The sequence below is a fragment of the Acidovorax sp. M14 genome (assembly GCF_049331375.1).
Classification (GTDB): domain Bacteria; phylum Pseudomonadota; class Gammaproteobacteria; order Burkholderiales; family Burkholderiaceae_C; genus Acidovorax.
Genome location: NZ_CP186263.1, coordinates 2,442,639 through 2,458,238 on the forward strand (window position 1 = coordinate 2,442,639; position 15,600 = coordinate 2,458,238).

18 protein-coding genes are annotated in these 15,600 nt (G+C 63.6%); 11 read left to right on the top strand and 7 right to left on the bottom strand.

Annotation, left to right across the window (positions count from 1 at the left end; genetic code table 11):
- The first annotated feature begins 29 nt into the window (after positions 1-29).
- The 7 genes from ACOYR4_RS11130 (at position 30) to bioB (ending at position 6,901) form a co-directional block, all read left to right on the top strand.
- Complete coding sequence (locus ACOYR4_RS11130) at positions 30-1,562, top strand: acyl-CoA carboxylase subunit beta (RefSeq protein ID WP_060987717.1); 1,533 nt, start codon at positions 30-32, stop codon at positions 1,560-1,562.
- 15 nt (positions 1,563-1,577) lie between these two features.
- Positions 1,578-1,988, top strand: coding sequence for an Imm45 family immunity protein (imm45, locus tag ACOYR4_RS11135; RefSeq protein ID WP_082753581.1), 411 nt, complete (start codon positions 1,578-1,580; stop codon positions 1,986-1,988).
- Positions 1,989-1,997: 9 nt separating this feature from the next.
- Positions 1,998-4,046 carry an acetyl-CoA carboxylase biotin carboxylase subunit gene (locus ACOYR4_RS11140; RefSeq protein WP_422849556.1) on the top strand — a complete coding sequence of 683 codons (2,049 nt, stop codon included), beginning with the start codon at positions 1,998-2,000 and terminating at the stop codon, positions 4,044-4,046.
- Between the two features lie 110 nt (positions 4,047-4,156).
- Complete coding sequence (locus ACOYR4_RS11145) at positions 4,157-4,627, top strand: VOC family protein (RefSeq protein WP_060987719.1); 471 nt, start codon at positions 4,157-4,159, stop codon at positions 4,625-4,627.
- A 30-nt stretch (positions 4,628-4,657) separates the two neighbouring features.
- Positions 4,658-5,023: a hypothetical protein gene (locus ACOYR4_RS11150; RefSeq protein ID WP_422849557.1), complete on the top strand. Its 366-nt coding sequence runs from the start codon at positions 4,658-4,660 to the stop codon at positions 5,021-5,023.
- 90 nt (positions 5,024-5,113) lie between these two features.
- On the top strand, positions 5,114-5,503 hold the full coding sequence (locus tag ACOYR4_RS11155) for a phosphopantetheine adenylyltransferase (RefSeq protein ID WP_422849558.1): 390 nt from the start codon (positions 5,114-5,116) through the stop codon (positions 5,501-5,503).
- Positions 5,504-5,857: 354 nt separating this feature from the next.
- Positions 5,858-6,901 carry a biotin synthase BioB gene (gene bioB, locus ACOYR4_RS11160; protein ID WP_422849559.1) on the top strand — a complete coding sequence of 348 codons (1,044 nt, stop codon included), beginning with the start codon at positions 5,858-5,860 and terminating at the stop codon, positions 6,899-6,901.
- Between the two features lie 25 nt (positions 6,902-6,926).
- Here bioB and ACOYR4_RS11165 read toward each other — a convergent pair whose 3' ends face one another.
- The 7 genes from ACOYR4_RS11165 to ACOYR4_RS11195 all read right to left on the bottom strand — a co-directional run bounded on the left by ACOYR4_RS11165 (position 6,927) and on the right by ACOYR4_RS11195 (position 13,895).
- A complete protein-coding gene (locus ACOYR4_RS11165; protein ID WP_209819665.1) occupies positions 6,927-8,117 on the bottom strand; it encodes a response regulator in 1,191 nt (396 codons plus the stop codon).
- Positions 8,110-11,196: a response regulator gene (locus ACOYR4_RS11170; protein ID WP_422849560.1), complete on the bottom strand. Its 3,087-nt coding sequence runs from the start codon at positions 11,194-11,196 to the stop codon at positions 8,110-8,112. Before ACOYR4_RS11170 ends, ACOYR4_RS11165 begins: the two co-directional genes overlap by 8 nt.
- Before the next feature lie 27 nt (positions 11,197-11,223).
- Positions 11,224-11,760: a molybdopterin-dependent oxidoreductase gene (locus ACOYR4_RS11175; RefSeq protein ID WP_422849561.1), complete on the bottom strand. Its 537-nt coding sequence runs from the start codon at positions 11,758-11,760 to the stop codon at positions 11,224-11,226.
- A gap of 139 nt (positions 11,761-11,899) precedes the next feature.
- The gene (locus ACOYR4_RS11180; protein WP_291446655.1) at positions 11,900-12,265 is read right to left on the bottom strand and encodes a carboxymuconolactone decarboxylase family protein; all 366 of its coding nucleotides are present in this window, start codon (positions 12,263-12,265) and stop codon (positions 11,900-11,902) included.
- 65 nt (positions 12,266-12,330) lie between these two features.
- Positions 12,331-12,522, bottom strand: a complete 192-nt coding sequence (locus ACOYR4_RS11185; protein WP_015014124.1) for a YgaP family membrane protein — start codon at positions 12,520-12,522, stop codon at positions 12,331-12,333.
- Between the two features lie 85 nt (positions 12,523-12,607).
- Positions 12,608-12,988, bottom strand: a complete 381-nt coding sequence (locus tag ACOYR4_RS11190) for a rhodanese-like domain-containing protein (protein ID WP_108498613.1) — start codon at positions 12,986-12,988, stop codon at positions 12,608-12,610.
- A 46-nt stretch (positions 12,989-13,034) separates the two neighbouring features.
- Entirely contained in the window at positions 13,035-13,895 is an 861-nt protein-coding gene (locus ACOYR4_RS11195; RefSeq protein WP_422849562.1) for an MBL fold metallo-hydrolase, read from the bottom strand.
- 99 nt (positions 13,896-13,994) lie between these two features.
- On the opposite strand from ACOYR4_RS11195, the gene ACOYR4_RS11200 reads away from it, so the two are divergent.
- From ACOYR4_RS11200 to ACOYR4_RS11215, 4 genes are read left to right on the top strand one after another with little or no spacing between them, the layout of a single operon-like run.
- Positions 13,995-14,330 carry an ArsR/SmtB family transcription factor gene (locus ACOYR4_RS11200; RefSeq protein ID WP_422849563.1) on the top strand — a complete coding sequence of 112 codons (336 nt, stop codon included), beginning with the start codon at positions 13,995-13,997 and terminating at the stop codon, positions 14,328-14,330.
- Positions 14,324-14,755, top strand: a complete 432-nt coding sequence (locus ACOYR4_RS11205) for a YeeE/YedE family protein (RefSeq protein WP_015014120.1) — start codon at positions 14,324-14,326, stop codon at positions 14,753-14,755. The genes ACOYR4_RS11200 and ACOYR4_RS11205 overlap by 7 nt, the downstream gene beginning before the upstream one ends.
- Before the next feature lie 32 nt (positions 14,756-14,787).
- On the top strand, positions 14,788-15,237 hold the full coding sequence (locus ACOYR4_RS11210) for a DUF6691 family protein (protein WP_422849564.1): 450 nt from the start codon (positions 14,788-14,790) through the stop codon (positions 15,235-15,237).
- Between the two features lies 1 nt (position 15,238).
- Positions 15,239-15,595 (top strand): TIGR01244 family sulfur transferase, encoded by a 357-nt coding sequence (locus ACOYR4_RS11215; protein WP_422849565.1) that lies wholly within the window; start codon positions 15,239-15,241, stop codon positions 15,593-15,595.
- Positions 15,596-15,600 lie beyond the last annotated feature (5 nt).

The following is a 15,600-nucleotide window of genomic DNA, read 5'->3' on the forward strand; positions in this document are numbered from 1 at the left end:
GACACCAACCCATTCACCAAAGGACGACCATGCAAGACATCCTGGATCAACTGGAGAAAAAGCGTGCGCTGGCACGCCTGGGCGGCGGGCAAAAGCGCATTGATGCGCAGCACGCCAAGGGCAAGCTCACCGCGCGCGAGCGCATCGAGCTGCTGCTGGACGACGGCACGTTCGAGGAATGGGACATGTTCGTCGAGCACCGCTGCACAGACTTTGGCATGGAGGACAACAAGATCCCCGGCGATGGTGTGGTGACGGGCTACGGCATGATCAACGGCCGCCTGGTGTTCGTGTTCAGCCAGGACTTCACGGTGTTCGGCGGTGCCCTGAGCGAGACCCATGCCGAGAAGATCTGCAAGGTGATGGACCAGGCCATGAAGGTCGGCGCACCGGTCATCGGCCTCAACGACTCGGGCGGCGCCCGCATCCAGGAAGGCGTGGCGTCCCTCGGCGGCTATGCCGATGTGTTCCAGAAGAACGTGCTGGCCAGCGGCGTGATCCCGCAGATCAGCATGATCATGGGCCCCAGCGCCGGTGGCGCCGTGTACTCGCCCGCCATGACGGACTTCATCTTCATGGTGAAAGACAGCTCGTACATGTTCGTCACCGGCCCCGAGGTCGTGAAGACCGTGACGCACGAAGAAGTCACCGCCGAGGAACTTGGCGGCGCCGTGACCCACACCACCAAGAGCGGTGTGGCCGACATGGCGTTTGAGAACGACGTAGAGGCGCTGATGATGCTGCGCCGCCTGTACAACTACCTGCCGCTCAACAACCGCGAAAAAGCCCCCGTGCGCCCCAGCAACGACCCGGCCGACCGCATGGACCTGAGCCTGGACACCCTGGTGCCCGAGAACCCCAACAAGCCCTACGACATGAAGGAGCTGATCCTCAAGACGGTGGACGACGGGGACTTCTTCGAGCTGCAGCCCGAGTACGCCAAGAACATCATCATCGGCTTTGCCCGCATGGAAGGCCAGACCGTGGGCATCGTGGCCAACCAGCCGCTGGTGCTGGCGGGCTGCCTGGACATCAAGAGTTCCATCAAGGCCGCGCGTTTTGTGCGCTTTTGCGATGCGTTCAACATCCCCGTGGTCACGTTTGTGGACGTGCCCGGCTTCATGCCCGGCACCAGCCAGGAGTACGGCGGCATCATCAAGCACGGCGCCAAGCTGCTCTACGCATACGCCGAGTGCACCGTGCCCAAGATCACCGTCATCACCCGCAAGGCCTACGGCGGCGCGTACGACGTGATGAGCTCCAAGCACCTGCGCGGCGACGTGAACCTGGCCTGGCCCAACGCTGAAATTGCGGTGATGGGCGCCAAGGGCGCGGTGGAAATCATCTTCCGCGAAGACAAGAACGACCCGGTGAAGCTGGCCGCGCGTGAGGCGGAATACAAGGAACGCTTTGCCAACCCGTTTGTGGCGGGGGCACGGGGGTTTATTGACGACGTGATCCTGCCGCACGAGACGCGCAAGCGGATTTGCCGGAGTCTGGTGATGCTGCGCGACAAGAAGCTGGAGAACCCCTGGCGCAAGCACGGCAACATTCCGCTGTGATACGGGCGCTCTAGCATGGACACCGCTGATCTTCAGCCTCAAATTCGTGCCGATTGGCATCCGCTGCCGCAGGTGGTGGAGCCAGAGCTTTGGCGCGGAACGGTGCTTCGAATCACGGCCGCTCAGTGGCCGTACGAGCCAGTCGTTGATTTGATGTGTCTGGAGTCACGGGTTTCCGATTGCGGGTTGAGTTTGGTCGTCTGTACCGGTCAAAAAGCTGGACTCACGCTGATCGAACTTCCTCTGGAAGCGAGGTTTCAGCTGGGTGCAACCTCGTTGTCTGTCGAATGGCTCAAGACGAATTGGGAACGATGGATCTATCCAGAATGCTCTGTGGAGCAAGTGCTAGTGATTCCTCAATACCCAAGCAATATGTGTATCAACCACCGCGAAGCCGCTGCGTCGCGGGATCTCAAAGTTGAGTAGGGCAAAGCAATGTTTACAAAAATCCTGATCGCCAACCGTGGCGAAATCGCCTGCCGCGTCATCGCGACTGCCCGCAAGATGGGCATCAAGACAGTGGCCGTCTATTCCGACGCCGACAAGGAAGCCCGCCACGTCAAGCTGGCCGACGAGGCCGTGCACATTGGCGCCGCGCCATCGCGTGAGTCGTACCTGCTGGCCGACAAGATCATTGACGCCTGTAAGCAGACCGGCGCGCAAGCCGTGCACCCCGGCTATGGCTTCCTCTCTGAAAACGAAGCCTTTGCCAAGCGCTGCGAGGATGAAGGCATTGCCTTCATCGGCCCCAAGGCGCATTCGATTGCGGCCATGGGCGACAAGATCGCGTCCAAGAAGCTGGCCAACGAGGCCAAGGTCAACACGATTCCTGGCTACAACGATGCCATAGCGGGCCCCGAGCAGGCGGTGGAGATTGCCAAGGGCATTGGCTACCCCGTGATGATCAAGGCCTCGGCCGGCGGCGGGGGCAAGGGTCTGCGCGTGGCGTTCAACGACAAGGAAGCGTTTGAAGGCTTTGCCAGCTGCCAGAACGAAGCCCGCAACAGCTTTGGCGACGACCGCATCTTCATCGAGAAGTTTGTGCAGGAGCCGCGCCACATCGAGATCCAGGTGCTGGGCGACAGCCACGGCAATGTGATCTATCTGAATGAGCGCGAGTGCTCCATCCAGCGCCGCCACCAGAAGGTGATTGAAGAGGCACCATCGCCCTTCATCAGCGACGCCACCCGCAAGGCCATGGGTGAGCAGGCCGTAGCGCTGGCCAAGGCCGTCAAGTACCAATCCGCAGGTACCGTGGAATTTGTGGTTGGCAAGGACCAGGACTTCTACTTCCTCGAAATGAACACCCGCCTGCAGGTGGAGCACCCGGTGACGGAGTGCATCACCGGCCTGGACCTGGTGGAGCTGATGATTCGTGTGGCCGCAGGCGAGAAGCTGCCGCTGACGCAGGCTGATGTGAAGCGCGACGGCTGGGCCATCGAGTGCCGCATCAACGCCGAAGACCCGTTCCGCAACTTCCTCCCGTCTACCGGCCGTCTGGTGCGCTTTCAGCCGCCGGAGGAATCCATGTTCCAGTCCGACATCAGCAAGAAGCTGGGCGTGCGGGTGGACACGGGCGTGTACGAAGGCGGCGAGATCCCCATGTACTACGACTCGATGATCGCCAAGCTCATCGTGCACGGCACGGACCGCAATGACGCGATTGCGAAGATGCGCGCAGCGCTCAACGGCTTTGTGATTCGCGGCATCAGCAGCAACATCCCGTTCCAGGCCGCACTGCTGGCGCACCCCAAGTTTGTGACGGGCGACTTCAACACCGGCTTCATTGCCGAGAACTACGGCAAGGGCTTCCACGCCGAAGACGTGCCGCACAGCGACCCGCTGTTTTTGGTGGCGCTGGCCGCCTACATGAACCGCCGCTACCGCGCGCGCGCCTCTGGCATCAGCGGCCAGCTGGCGGGGCATGAGGTGAAGGTGGGCGAGCAGTTTGTGGTGGTCACGCTGGGCGCCGAGGGGCAGAACCAGCACCACGAAGTCACGGTCTCTGACTTTGAAGACAAATCGGGCTCTAGCTCAGTCTCTGTAGGCGGTAACAGCTATCAGATCAGTAGCAACGCCACGCTGGGTCAGATCCGGGTGCAGGGCGCATGCAACGGCCAGGGCTTCACCGCACAGGTGGAGCGCGGTGTGGGCAAGAACCCGCTGGCGCTGCGCATTGCGCACAACGGCACGCAGATCGACGCGCTGGTGCTGTCACCGCTGGGCGCCCGCCTGCACAAGCTGATGCCCTTCAAGGCGCCGCCAGACCTGTCCAAGTTCCTGCTCTCGCCCATGCCCGGTTTGCTGGTGGATGTGGCGGTGCAGCCCGGCCAGAAGGTGCAGGCGGGTGAGAAGCTGGCTGTGATCGAAGCCATGAAGATGGAGAACATCCTCTTCGCCGCGCAAGACGGCGTGGTGGGCAAGATCGTGGCGGGCAAGGGCGAGTCGCTGGCGGTCGATCAGGTGATCCTGGAATTCCAGTGATCCCAAGGGCCCGACAGCCCATCTGGAGGGGCCTTGCGCCCCTTTTTTAGTCTTTTTGGCCGCTAGCGCTAGAAGAATATGCGCTGGCAGCTATCAAATCAGGAGTAATCATGAGCACGACCCCACGCCCCTTCAAGGTCCTGGGCATCCAGCAGGTCGCCATTGGTGGCACCGACAAACAGCGGATGAAGACGCTGTGGGTCGACATGCTGGGCCTGGAGCAGACCGGCACTTTCCAGAGCGAGCGCGAGAACGTGGACGAAGACATCCTGGCCATGGGCAAGGGTGCCTTCAAGGTGGAGGTGGACATCATGCAGCCGCTGGACATCGAGAAAAAGCCAGCCGTGCACACCACGCCGCTCAACCACATTGGCCTGTGGATCGACGACCTGCCCAAGGCTGTGGAATGGCTCACCGCCAAGGGTGTGCGCTTTGCCCCCGGTGGCATCCGCAAGGGCGCTGCGGGCTACGACATCACGTTCTTGCACCCCAAGAGCAATGACGAGTTTCCGATTGCCGGTGAGGGCGTGCTGATCGAGCTGGTGCAGGCCCCGGCGGATGTGATTGCGGCGCTGGGCTGAACGGCGCGATCGCCAACTCCCGTGCATTCCGTGTTTTCACTGCAGCGTGCGCTTCGGGTCGGCACCAGGGTGTGTGCGCTCGTGTTGGCGCTGGCAGGGCAAGGGGCCGGAGCCGCAGGCGGCACTGGCGCCTATCCGCTCGATTGGGGCAGGGCGGGGGAAACCTTGCAGTACCGGTCCTGCGGCTGCGCAGACCGCTGCTGGGTGGCGGAAGTGAAACACCAGCGGTCTCGCAAGACGCTGGCCACGCTGCGTTGCGACTGCGAACGCCTGTTCGCCCGGGTCGGCACCAGCGGCCCGGAGGTAGAGCGCAGCCCCACCTGCTCTGCAATGGACGATGGGGACAACAAACCCCGCGCCATCCGCGAGGCGCTGGAGCAGATGCTGGGGCGCTGAACCGCGCGGCGTCCATGACCGGGCACGTCATGGTCGCCAGCCCCGACGGGGGCTACAACAGCGGCACCTTGTCTTTGGTGTCGTCTGCCCATGCAAAAAATTGCTTCTTTGGCCCTGCTGCTCGCAGGTGCCATCCACCTGATTCCGTTGCTCGGCGTGTTCGGCGCTGCGCCACTGGCGAGCCTCTACGGCACGACCCCTTCTGATCCGAACACCCTCATCCTGTTGCGCCACCGTGCCGTGCTGTTTGGCATTGTGGGTGGCGTCTGCATGGCGGCGGCGTTCAAGCCCCGCTACCAGTGGCTGGGGCTGACTGTGGGCGCGGTCAGTGTTCTCTCGTTCCTGCTGCTGGCGTGGTCCACCGGCGGCTTCAACACACATTTGCAGCGCATTGTGGTGGCTGACGGGCTGGCGTTGGTGTGCCTGGTTGCGGGCGCTGTGGCCAGAGCGCGGTCCGAGCGGGGCCTGGCCTGCATCTAACTTGGTCTAACTTCGGGCCGCGCAAGCGGGCCCCGGCTGCAAGATGTAAGCCAAAGCCGCCCGTTGGGAGCACGTTGTGCGGGCGGGTTTTGCCGCCGTTTGAACGTGCGCTCTACAGCAGCCAACGGCCGCCTTTTTCTGCGTTTTTGTCCCGAAAGATCGGGGCAGTTACGGGCCTAGAAACAGTGGCACCTTTTGTGACCATGTTGAGGGTAATTGCACCAAAATCTCCTTCAAAATCATGGTGATAGCGACGCAGGGTGGCTCTTTGGAACACCGTGATGTGGCGCTTTGTGTGATCACTGATGCAATCCCTGGTGCATGCAGCAGCAGGCTCTCGAAAGGACTCCACCCATGGCCAATGCAACCCTCTCCGCCCCCCAGCCCATCCAAATTCATCGCCCCGTCCCTGTGCCGGCCGTGCAGGGTGAGTGGTCGGTCGAGGCCATCCAGGCGCTGCTCGACAAGCCTTTGATGGACCTGCTGTTTGAAGCGCAAACCGTGCACCGCCAGCACTGGCCTGCGGGCGACATCGAGCTGGCCACGCTGCTGTCGGTGAAAACCGGCGGCTGCCCTGAAAACTGCGGCTACTGCCCGCAGGCGGCCGAGTTCGACACGGGCGTGAAAGCCGAAAAACTCATGGAAGTGGAGGAAGTGGTGCGTGCAGCCCAGGCTGCCAAGGACGCTGGCGCCACACGCTTTTGCATGGGTGCGGCCTGGCGTGCGCCCAAGGACCGCGACATTGAAAAAGTCAGCGCGCTGATTGGTGCGGTAAAGGGCCTGGGCTTGCAGACCTGCGCCACGCTGGGGATGCTCGAATCGCACCAAGCAAAGGCCCTCAAGGACGCCGGGCTGGACTACTACAACCACAACCTGGACACCGCGCCCGAGTACTACACCGACGTGGTGAGCACCCGCGCTTATCAGGACCGGCTGGACACGCTGCAGAACGTGCGCAACGCGGGCATCAGCGTGTGCTGCGGTGGCATTGTGGGCATGGGCGAGGCGCCGGTGCACCGTGCGGGCCTGATTGCGCAGTTGGCCAACCTGCAGCCGTACCCCGAGTCGGTGCCCATCAACAGCCTGGTGCGCGTGCCCGGCACGCCGTTGGCCGACAGTGAACCCATCGACCCATTTGACTTCGTGCGCGTGATTGCGGTGGCCCGCATCACCATGCCCAAGGCGCGCGTGCGCCTGTCGGCCGGGCGCCAGCAGATGGGTGAAGCGGTGCAGGCGCTGTGCTTCATGGCCGGGGCCAACTCGATCTTTTATGGCGACAAGCTGCTGGTGACGGGCAACCCCGATGTGGATGCCGATGTGCAACTGCTGGCCAAGCTGGGGCTGAACGGGCACCGCACCACGACCACCACCCTGGACGGGCACAGCCACAGCGCTTGATGCCCCCGGCGCGGAGCACAGCCACTCAGAGCGGCTCTTCGCGCGAAGTCAGTTCGATGCGTTCCATGGGCAGGTCGGCGGCCAGCCGGTCCACCTCGGCCAGCCGCGCGGGTTCGGCGTCGGCAAACTGCTGGGCGATGCGCCGGAACTCCTCGGACAAAGTCAGGAAGGCATCGACCATGTCGGGGTCGAAGTGGCTGCCTCGGCCGTCGCGGATGATCTCTACTGCCTGCTCGTGGGAGTAGGCGGGCTTGTAGACGCGTTCGGAGATCAGTGCGTCATACACATCGGCCACGGCCATCAGCCGCGCAGACAGCGGGATGGTGTTGCCCACCAGGCCCTCGGGGTAGCCTGAACCGTCCCATTTCTCCTGGTGGCTGTAGGCGATCTCCTTGGCGTACCGGAAGAACGGGTTGTCCTGTGTGGTGCCGGTCTCGGCCGCGATGATGGCGTCGCGCCCCAGGGTGGTGTGCGTCTTCATGATCTCGAACTCTTCCGGCGTGAGCTTGCCGGGCTTGAGCAGGATGCGGTCGGGGATGCCCACCTTGCCAATGTCGTGCAGCGGGGCGGACTTGAAGATGGTCTCGATGGCGGCGTCGGTCAGCTCGTCCTTGAAGCGCGGGTGGTTTTGCAGGTGGCGGGCCAGCGTCTCCATGTAATGCTGCGTGCGCCGGATGTGGTTGCCGGTTTCGTTGTCGCGCGTTTCGGCCAGCGAGGCCATGGCGCGGATGGTGGCGTCCTGCAGCTCGGCCATGGCGCGCGTGCGGTTGGCCACCTCTTGCTCCAGAAAATGGTTGTGCTGGGCCAGAAAGTCGCGCGCGCGCTTGAGCTGCAGGTGGTTGCGCACCCGTGCCATCACGATGGCGGGGTTGATGGGCTTGGTGATGTAGTCCACCGCGCCCAGCTCCAGGCCAATGCTCTCGTCCTCGGCCGCGCTCATGGCGGTGAGGAAGATCACGGGGATGTCTTCAGTGTCGGGGTTGAACTGCAGGCGGCGCAGTACCTCGTAGCCGTCCATGTCCGGCATCATGATGTCCAGCAGGATCAGATCGGGCTTGCTGTCGCCTGCCACGATCTGCAGCGCACGCTCGCCACTGGGCGCGAGTTTGACCTTGTAGTCAGTGCGCAGGAGGTCGCTCATCAGCGAGAGGTTGTCGGGCGTGTCGTCTACGACCAGCACCGTGCATTTGCCGCTGGGTGCGAATGGGCTATTCATGAACCGGGTCCTCCTTGTAATCATGGTGTGCGATGGGGGTCTGCCGCAGTATGGCCAGTGCCTCCACAAAGTCGTAGCTATCCAGCGACCGCTTCATTTGGCCATACGCGGGCCCGAGCAGGGTTTGCAGCGCGGGCGCGGAATCCTTGAAGATTTCGATGGCGTCGGAATCGTCGTCGGACAGCAGGGCGTCGAGCTGCGCCACCAGCGCACGCGCAGCCGATGCGTCGATCTGCAGGCCAGGACCAGTGTCCGCGTCAGCAACTTCGTCTGAGGGCAGGGCTTGCTGTAGCGCCATGACCAGTGCCAGGCATGCCGCTTCGACGGGCTCCAGCAATGGCTCTGTCAGTTCGGGTGAGGTCTTCTGGGCGATGGCTTCTTCCGCCCGTTGCGCCAGGGCAGCGAGTGCACTGGCGCCGATGGTGCCGGCTGTGCCTTTGAGTGTGTGCATGGCGCGCTGGGCTTCGTTGTGCCGCCCGGCGGCCAGGGCCGTGCGTGTGGCCTGTACGGCATGTGCTTGCCCCGCCACAAACTTGCGCAGCAGGCCCTCGTAGGCGGGGCGTTTGTTCAGCACGCGCCGCAGGCCGGCGGTCACATCCAGCCCTGGGATGCGGCGCAATGCGTCATCGGCAGAAGGCGCGGGGGCAGGGTGGGGCGGTGCTTGCGGGTTATTTACGTCACCCGCTGGCTGCCCTTGAAGTTCGGCGTTGAGGCGGTCTGTCTCAGTCGCATCGGTGGCCCGTGGGGCAATCCATTGCAGCAGCGCGGCAAACAGTTCGTCCGGGTCGATGGGTTTGGCCAAGTGGCCGTTCATGCCTGCCTCCAGGCACAGGTCACGGTCCCGGCTCATGGCGTTGGCTGTCATGGCCAGCACGGGCAACTGGGCCCAGGCGGGGGTCTGGCGCAGGTGCCGGGTGGCGGTCAGACCGTCCATCACAGGCATTTGCATGTCCATCAGCACCAGGTCGTAAGGGGTCTGGGCGAGCATGTCCAGTGCCACCTGCCCGTTTTGGGCTACATCCACGACCAGGCCCGCGCCGCTCAACAGCTCGGCGCCCACCTGCTGGTTCAGGTCGTTGTCGTCCACCAGCAGCACCCGTGCGCCCGCAATGGCGGAGAGGTGCGTGGCGCGACGGGGTGCCTGTGCGGCACGCCCGTCGGACGACCGGGCTTGTCCGCCCAGTGCCTGCATGGCGGCATCAAACAGTTGCGAGGGGCTGACGGGCTTGGACAGCATCAGTTGCAGCCCGGCGCGTTCCAGCTCGCTTTGCACATCGTCGCGGCCTGCAGCGGTCACGATGACCGTGTGGGGTGGGTGCTGCAGCTGGGCGAGCGCGCGGTGGGTGTCAAACCCGTCAATGCCGGGCATCTTCCAGTCCACGAATGCAATCTCACAAGGGCGACCGGCCTGTTCGGCAGCGCGGGCCTGGGCCACGGCCTCCTCTCCGGAAGAGGCCGTGGTGACCGAAAAGCTCATGCGGGCCAGCATCTCGCCCAGGATGTGCCGGGCCTGCTCGCTGTCGTCCACCACCAAGACATGCCGCCCGCGCAGGTCGGGCGTGGGCAGCAGGGGCGCATGGCTTGGGTTGCCCAGCCCCAGACGGGCGGTAAACCAGAACGTGCTGCCGGCCCCCGGCTGACTTTGTACTCCCACTTCGCCCCCCATCAGCCCGGCCAGCTTCTTGGAGATGGCCAACCCCAGGCCGGTGCCGCCGTATTTGCGCGTGGTAGAGGTGTCGGCCTGCTCGAACGACCGGAACAGCCGCGACTGCTGCTCGGGCGTCAGGCCGATGCCGGTGTCCTGCACCTCAAAGCGCAGCAACACGCCGGTGTCGTCGCGCGAGGTCTCGGTGACGCGCACGATGATTTCGCCCTTGTCGGTGAATTTGACGGCGTTGTTGGCGTAGTTCACCAGGATCTGCCCCAGGCGCAACGGATCGCCGCGCAGGTCATCGGGCAGGGCAGGGTCCACATCGAACAGCAGCTCCAGGCCCTTGTGGGCGCATTTGTCGCTGACCAGGTTGGCCACGTTGTCCAGCACGCCGCGCAGGTCAAAGTCCACGACCTCCACTTCGAGCTTGCCGGCTTCGATCTTGCTGAAGTCCAGGATGTCGTTGATCAGGCCCAGCAAGTGCTGGCCAGAGCGCTGGATCTTTTCCACATAGTCGCGCTGGCGCGGAGTGAGGTCGGTGCCCAGGGCCAGGTGGCTCATGCCGATCACCGCGTTCATGGGGGTGCGGATCTCGTGGCTCATGTTGGCCAGGAAGTCCGACTTCATCTGCGATGCATCCTCGGCGCGGGCGCGGGCAATCTCCAGCTCGTCCTCGTGTTCGCGCAGGGCCGCGTTGACCTTTTGCAGCTCCACCGTGCGCTCCGCCACGCGCGCCTCCAGCACCTCCTCGTTGCGCTTGAGGGCTTCCACCAGCTCGGTCTGCGCTGCCATGGCCTGGGCCGTGGCCTTTTCGCGCTGCAAGAACTGCCGCGCCATGGCAAAAGCGAGCAAAAAGGTGAGCAGCGCCTGGAAGGCGGTGAGCCCGGTGGTCAACAAGGTCTGGTGCTTGACCTCGGCGTTGCGCGAGTCGCCCAGCAGGGCAGACACGCGCGAAGCGCTGAGCGACAGCTCTTGCACCGTCTCGCGCAAGCCATCCAGTTCGATGCGCAGGCGCCGCATGTTGGTCTGGCTGGAGGTGGCGTCCACACTGGCGCCAAAGTAGCTGTCGCCCGCTGCCACAAACCGCTGCAGGGCGGCCAGCGCAGTGCTGTAGATGGGCTCGTCCTGCATCAGCGTGCGCGAGGTACCACTTTCCAGCGCGCTGAACCGGCTCAGGAACAGGTCGTAGCGCAGCTCCAGCTTGTCCATGGTGATGCTGGTGGGGTCCAGCTCGAACTGGTGCAGCGCGTGGTCCAGCTTTTCATACTCCACATTGAGCTGCAAGAACGACCACAGCGCATTCACATCACCGCGCCGCATGACGGCTTCCACACTGCGGTACTGGCTGTATTGCACCGCCGCTATGGCCACATAGGCCAACACCAGCCCCGCAATGATGAGCCGCAGGATGTGTTGGCTGCGCAGCATACGGGTGGGCCGGGGCGGGGAGGGCGACTACCGGATGTGCAGTGCGTTGAGCTGCCAGGCTGCCCGGTTGTAATACAGCTCGCTGCGCAACTCGGCCTTGGTATCAAAGGGGTAAACGATGAACAGCGGGCCTTTTTCGCGGATGGGCATGGGCCGGTTGTTCATCAGGCGCGCCACGATCACGTCGTGTTTGGTGGCGTCGTCCGCCGGGATCTCGGTCTTGTAGTCATTGAGGGCCACTGCCGTGATCTTGGTGCCCTTGGCACCCACTGCTGCCAGCACATCGCGGAGCAGGGGGCCTGTGAAAGTGACGGCGCTGGGGTACCAGGGGGTCTGGGTGGAGAAGCTGTGCTGCGGCAGCTTCTCCAGCATCTTCATGTCGAACTGCGCCTGCGGGCCCCGGTTGGTTTGCGTGATGGCGCCGTCGATGGTGAGGATGACAGGGCCGGTGGGTGGCTCGAGCGCCTGCACGTTGCTCGCGGCCAGCAATGCGGCGCAGATGCCCCCTGCGGCCCATGCCTTGGACAACACCCGTTCCAACCCATAACGACGATGAGATTGCATGGACACCCCCTCCTGTTTTGGTAACAGTCTCGCGGATAGATGCCCAAAATGTAAACCGATTTATCACCACGGGTTTGGCGGATGACCCGCCGGGGTGTCGAGCGTGCGACGGCAGCGGACGGATGGCAGGGCCGTTGCGTCAGGCTGCGGTGGGGGCGCTGGCGGCGGCCATGGTGTCCCAGGCCTTCAGGGCCTCGGCCGTGTACATGAGAGCCGGGCCACCGCCCATGTAAACGCACACAGCCAACATCTCTTCCAGCTCTGCGCGGGTGGCACCGAGCTTTTGCAGTGCCTTGACATGAAAACCGATGCACCCGGAGCAGCGCTGGGTGACGCCGATGGCCAGGGCAATCAGCTCCTTGTGCTTGCTGGTCAACGCCCCTTCCGCCATGGAGGCCTGCGCAAGCTGCGCAAAGCCCCGCATGGCGTCAGGCTGGGCCTTGCGGAAGGTGGCCAGGCTTTCGTTGATGCCCTGGATCAGGCTGGTGTGGTCGAACGTACTCATGGAATGGTTCCTTGCTGCGGCCTTGAGGGCACCGGACTCTGTGTGTGCCGGCGCCTGTCGGCGGTTTATTTCTTCATGGGACAGGTGTTGATGCCAAGCAGCGTGTAAGCCGGGCAGAAGCGAAACAGGCCGGTGGCCAGTGGCACCACGCCCAGCCATCCCCACCAGCCCACCGTGCCGGTGGCGGCCAGTGCGATCAGGACCAGGCCTGCCAAGACGCGCAGCACACGGTCCACGGTTCCTACGTTGATGTTCATGATGATTTCCTTGCTCTGAGGTTGTGGCCCGGGATGGGCCCTGCTTGCACAAGCGCAGCGAACACGGAATGCGCTCGCTGCCCGGTCAGTCGAATGAGGGGGACGCAGGCGCCGCGACAGGCTTGCCTGCAGCCACCCAGGCGTCAAAGCCGCCGGCGATGGACTGCACCTGCAGATAGCCCATGTCGTGCATGGCGCGCGCGGCCAGTGCGGCACGGCCGCTGGTCTTGCAGTACAGCACAACCTTGAGGTCACGCGCGCTGAGTTCGGGTGTGCTGCTGAGGCGGAACTCCAGCACCCCGCGCGATGCGTGAATCGCGCCCGGGATGTGTCCTGCCTGGTATTCGTCCGCCTCTCGCACATCGATCAGCACGTCGGCGGTGCGGATGGCTTCGTCGGCCTGGTCCAGTGGAACCTCTTGCACCAGTGCCTTGGCGGCAGTGACGAGATCGTGGGCTGTTTTCATGTCGGCGTTCCTGCGGTGGGTAGGGTGGTGCGGATGCGGCAGCGTGTCACAGCGCGTTGACGGGAATCTTGAGATAGGTCACGCCATTGGCTTCCGGCGGCGGCATTTCCCCCGCACGGATGTTGACCTGCACCGAGGGCAGGATGAGCACGGGCATCTCCAACGTCGCGTCGCGCTGGGTGCGCAGCGCCACAAAAGCTTCCTCGCTCACCCCGTCGTGCACATGGATGTTCTTGGCCCGCTGGTCGGCTACCGTGGTTTGCCACGCCACGGCGCGCCCCGCAGGGGGGTAGTCGTGGCACATGAACAGGCGGGTTTCATCCGGCAGGCTGAGCAATTTGCGCACCGATTGGTACAGCGTATGGGCATTGCCGCCGGGGAAGTCGCAGCGCGCGGTGCCCACGTCGGGCATGAACAGGGTGTCGCCCACAAACACGGCATCACCGACCTGATAGGCCATGCATGCGGGGGTATGGCCGGGCACTGCCAGCGCCTGGGCCTGCAGCTGGCCGATGTGGAACACCTCGTTGTCGTGCAGCAGCTGGTCGAACTGGCTGCCATCCGGGCGGAACTCGGGCTCCAGATGAAAGACTTTCTTGAACACGTCCTGCACCTGCGTGATGGACGCGCCAATGGCGATCTTTCCGCCCAGCTTGTCGCGAAGGTAATGTGCTGCCGACAAATGGTCTGCGTGGGCATGGGTTTCCAGAATCCATTGCACCGTCAATCCCTGACCTTGCACAAACGCGATGATCTTGTCGGCAGACCGTGTGCGGGTGCGGCCCGACTTCGGGTCGTAGTCCAGCACCGAATCCACCACCGCGCAGTGGCCGCCAGGCTGATCGAACACCACATAGCTCACCGTCCAGGTTGCGTCATCAAAGAAGGCTTCTATCTGGGGTTTCATCGAAGGGCTCCGTATTAATTTCGATGTTGATAGTTTATTGACAAATAGATTGTTAGTCAATAGAATATCAACATCGAATTTGAAAAGGAGCGCGCCATCATGCACTCAGAAGCACAAATGGACCTGGAAGCCTTGCGCAGGTCCGCCGACAGCGCTTGCCGCTTGATGAAGGTTTTGTCCAACCCCGACCGCCTGCTGCTGCTATGCCAGCTGACGCAGGGCGAAAAGCGGGTGGGCGAGCTGGAGGAGTTGGTGGGCATCTCCCAGCCCACCTTGTCGCAGCAGCTGGGCGTATTGCGCGAGGAGGGTCTCGTCAACACCCGCCGCGAAGGCAAAAACATCTATTACGAGATCGCCAGCCCCCAGGCCCTGGCGGTGATGAATGTGCTGTTTGAACAATTTTGTGGCCCTGAGCAGGAGAGCAAACCATGCTGATCGATTGGACCCATTTCACCCCTTGGGCTGCCCTGGCTGGCGGCGTTTTGCTGGGCCTTGCTTCGGCGCTTTTTGTGCTTCTCAACGGGCGCATTCTGGGCATCAGCGGCATTGTGGGAGGGCTGCTGCGCCCCCGCGCGGGCGACATGGGCTGGCGCCTGGCTTTTTTGCTGGGCATGTTGGTGGCGCCTGGCCTTTACTGGCTGGTGGTCGGCCCCACGCAGCCGCGCATTGATGCGAACTGGGGCATGGTGGTGATCGCCGGCCTGCTGGTGGGTGTCGGCACCCGTTACGGATCGGGCTGCACCAGCGGCCACGGCGTGTGCGGACTCTCGCGCATGTCGCCCCGGTCCCTGGTGGCCACCCTGGCCTTCATGGGGGCAGGGTTCGTCACCGTCTTCCTCATCCGGCACGCGCTGGCCTGAGCGTATCCCCATTCATCGGAGCATTGATCGCTATGAAAAATCGTATTTCGGAGTTTGTGGTGGGCCTGATTTTCGGACTGGGCCTGATCGTCTCGGGCATGACCGACCCGGGCAAGGTGCTGGGCTTTCTGGACCTGGCCGGCTTGTGGGATCCATCGCTGGCGTTTGTGATGGGCGGAGCCATTGCGGTGGGCGTGTTTGCCTTCGCCGTGGCCAAGAAGCGGACCACCAGCTTTCTGGGCGGCGCCATGCACCTGCCCACGTCGCGCGACATTGATCGCCGTCTGGTCGTCGGAAGCCTCATCTTTGGCGCGGGCTGGGGTATCGCCGGTTTTTGCCCCGGGCCAGCCATTGTTTCGGCGGGTGCAGGCCAGCCCAAAGCCATCGTGTTTGTGATCGCCATGCTGGCGGGCATGTGGCTGTTTGAACTGGCCGAACGCATGTCCCACCGTACCCCAGCCACACAGACCGGAGGCCGCTGATATGCCGCTGCAAATCATTGCCCTGACCCCTGACTTTGCTGTGTCGCCGCAGTTGGCCACCACGGACTTTGCCTCTTTGGCCCAGCAGGGCTTCAAGACCATCATCAACAACCGGCCCGACGGGGAGGGCGGTGGCGCACAGCCCACCAGCCCTGAAATGGAGCATGCAGCCACGGCGGCCGGGCTGCACTATGTGTACCTGCCCGTGGTCAGCGGCTCCATCACACCGGAACAGGTTCAGGCCATGCACCAGGCTTTGATCTCAGCCCCCAAACCCACACTGGCGTTTTGCCGTTCCGGCGCCCGGTCTGCCCAGTTGTTTGGGCTGACGCAGAACTTGGACGCTGAAGCGTCCTGATCACC

What these genes read in the sequence shown, in the direction of transcription:
- ACOYR4_RS11130 (WP_060987717.1), top strand. Translation starts at nt 30, where the DNA reads ATGCAAGACATCCTGGATCAACTGGAGAAAAAGCGTGCGCTGGCACGC.
- imm45 (WP_082753581.1), top strand. Translation starts at nt 1,578, where the DNA reads ATGGACACCGCTGATCTTCAGCCTCAAATTCGTGCCGATTGGCATCCG.
- ACOYR4_RS11140 (WP_422849556.1), top strand. Translation starts at nt 1,998, where the DNA reads ATGTTTACAAAAATCCTGATCGCCAACCGTGGCGAAATCGCCTGCCGC.
- ACOYR4_RS11145 (WP_060987719.1), top strand. Translation starts at nt 4,157, where the DNA reads ATGAGCACGACCCCACGCCCCTTCAAGGTCCTGGGCATCCAGCAGGTC.
- ACOYR4_RS11155 (WP_422849558.1), top strand. Translation starts at nt 5,114, where the DNA reads ATGCAAAAAATTGCTTCTTTGGCCCTGCTGCTCGCAGGTGCCATCCAC.
- bioB (WP_422849559.1), top strand. Translation starts at nt 5,858, where the DNA reads ATGGCCAATGCAACCCTCTCCGCCCCCCAGCCCATCCAAATTCATCGC.
- ACOYR4_RS11165 (WP_209819665.1), bottom strand. Translation starts at nt 8,117, where the DNA reads ATGAATAGCCCATTCGCACCCAGCGGCAAATGCACGGTGCTGGTCGTA.
- ACOYR4_RS11170 (WP_422849560.1), bottom strand. Translation starts at nt 11,196, where the DNA reads ATGCTGCGCAGCCAACACATCCTGCGGCTCATCATTGCGGGGCTGGTG.
- ACOYR4_RS11175 (WP_422849561.1), bottom strand. Translation starts at nt 11,760, where the DNA reads ATGCAATCTCATCGTCGTTATGGGTTGGAACGGGTGTTGTCCAAGGCA.
- ACOYR4_RS11180 (WP_291446655.1), bottom strand. Translation starts at nt 12,265, where the DNA reads ATGAGTACGTTCGACCACACCAGCCTGATCCAGGGCATCAACGAAAGC.
- ACOYR4_RS11185 (WP_015014124.1), bottom strand. Translation starts at nt 12,522, where the DNA reads ATGAACATCAACGTAGGAACCGTGGACCGTGTGCTGCGCGTCTTGGCA.
- ACOYR4_RS11190 (WP_108498613.1), bottom strand. Translation starts at nt 12,988, where the DNA reads ATGAAAACAGCCCACGATCTCGTCACTGCCGCCAAGGCACTGGTGCAA.
- ACOYR4_RS11195 (WP_422849562.1), bottom strand. Translation starts at nt 13,895, where the DNA reads ATGAAACCCCAGATAGAAGCCTTCTTTGATGACGCAACCTGGACGGTG.
- ACOYR4_RS11200 (WP_422849563.1), top strand. Translation starts at nt 13,995, where the DNA reads ATGCACTCAGAAGCACAAATGGACCTGGAAGCCTTGCGCAGGTCCGCC.
- ACOYR4_RS11205 (WP_015014120.1), top strand. Translation starts at nt 14,324, where the DNA reads ATGCTGATCGATTGGACCCATTTCACCCCTTGGGCTGCCCTGGCTGGC.
- ACOYR4_RS11210 (WP_422849564.1), top strand. Translation starts at nt 14,788, where the DNA reads ATGAAAAATCGTATTTCGGAGTTTGTGGTGGGCCTGATTTTCGGACTG.
- ACOYR4_RS11215 (WP_422849565.1), top strand. Translation starts at nt 15,239, where the DNA reads ATGCCGCTGCAAATCATTGCCCTGACCCCTGACTTTGCTGTGTCGCCG.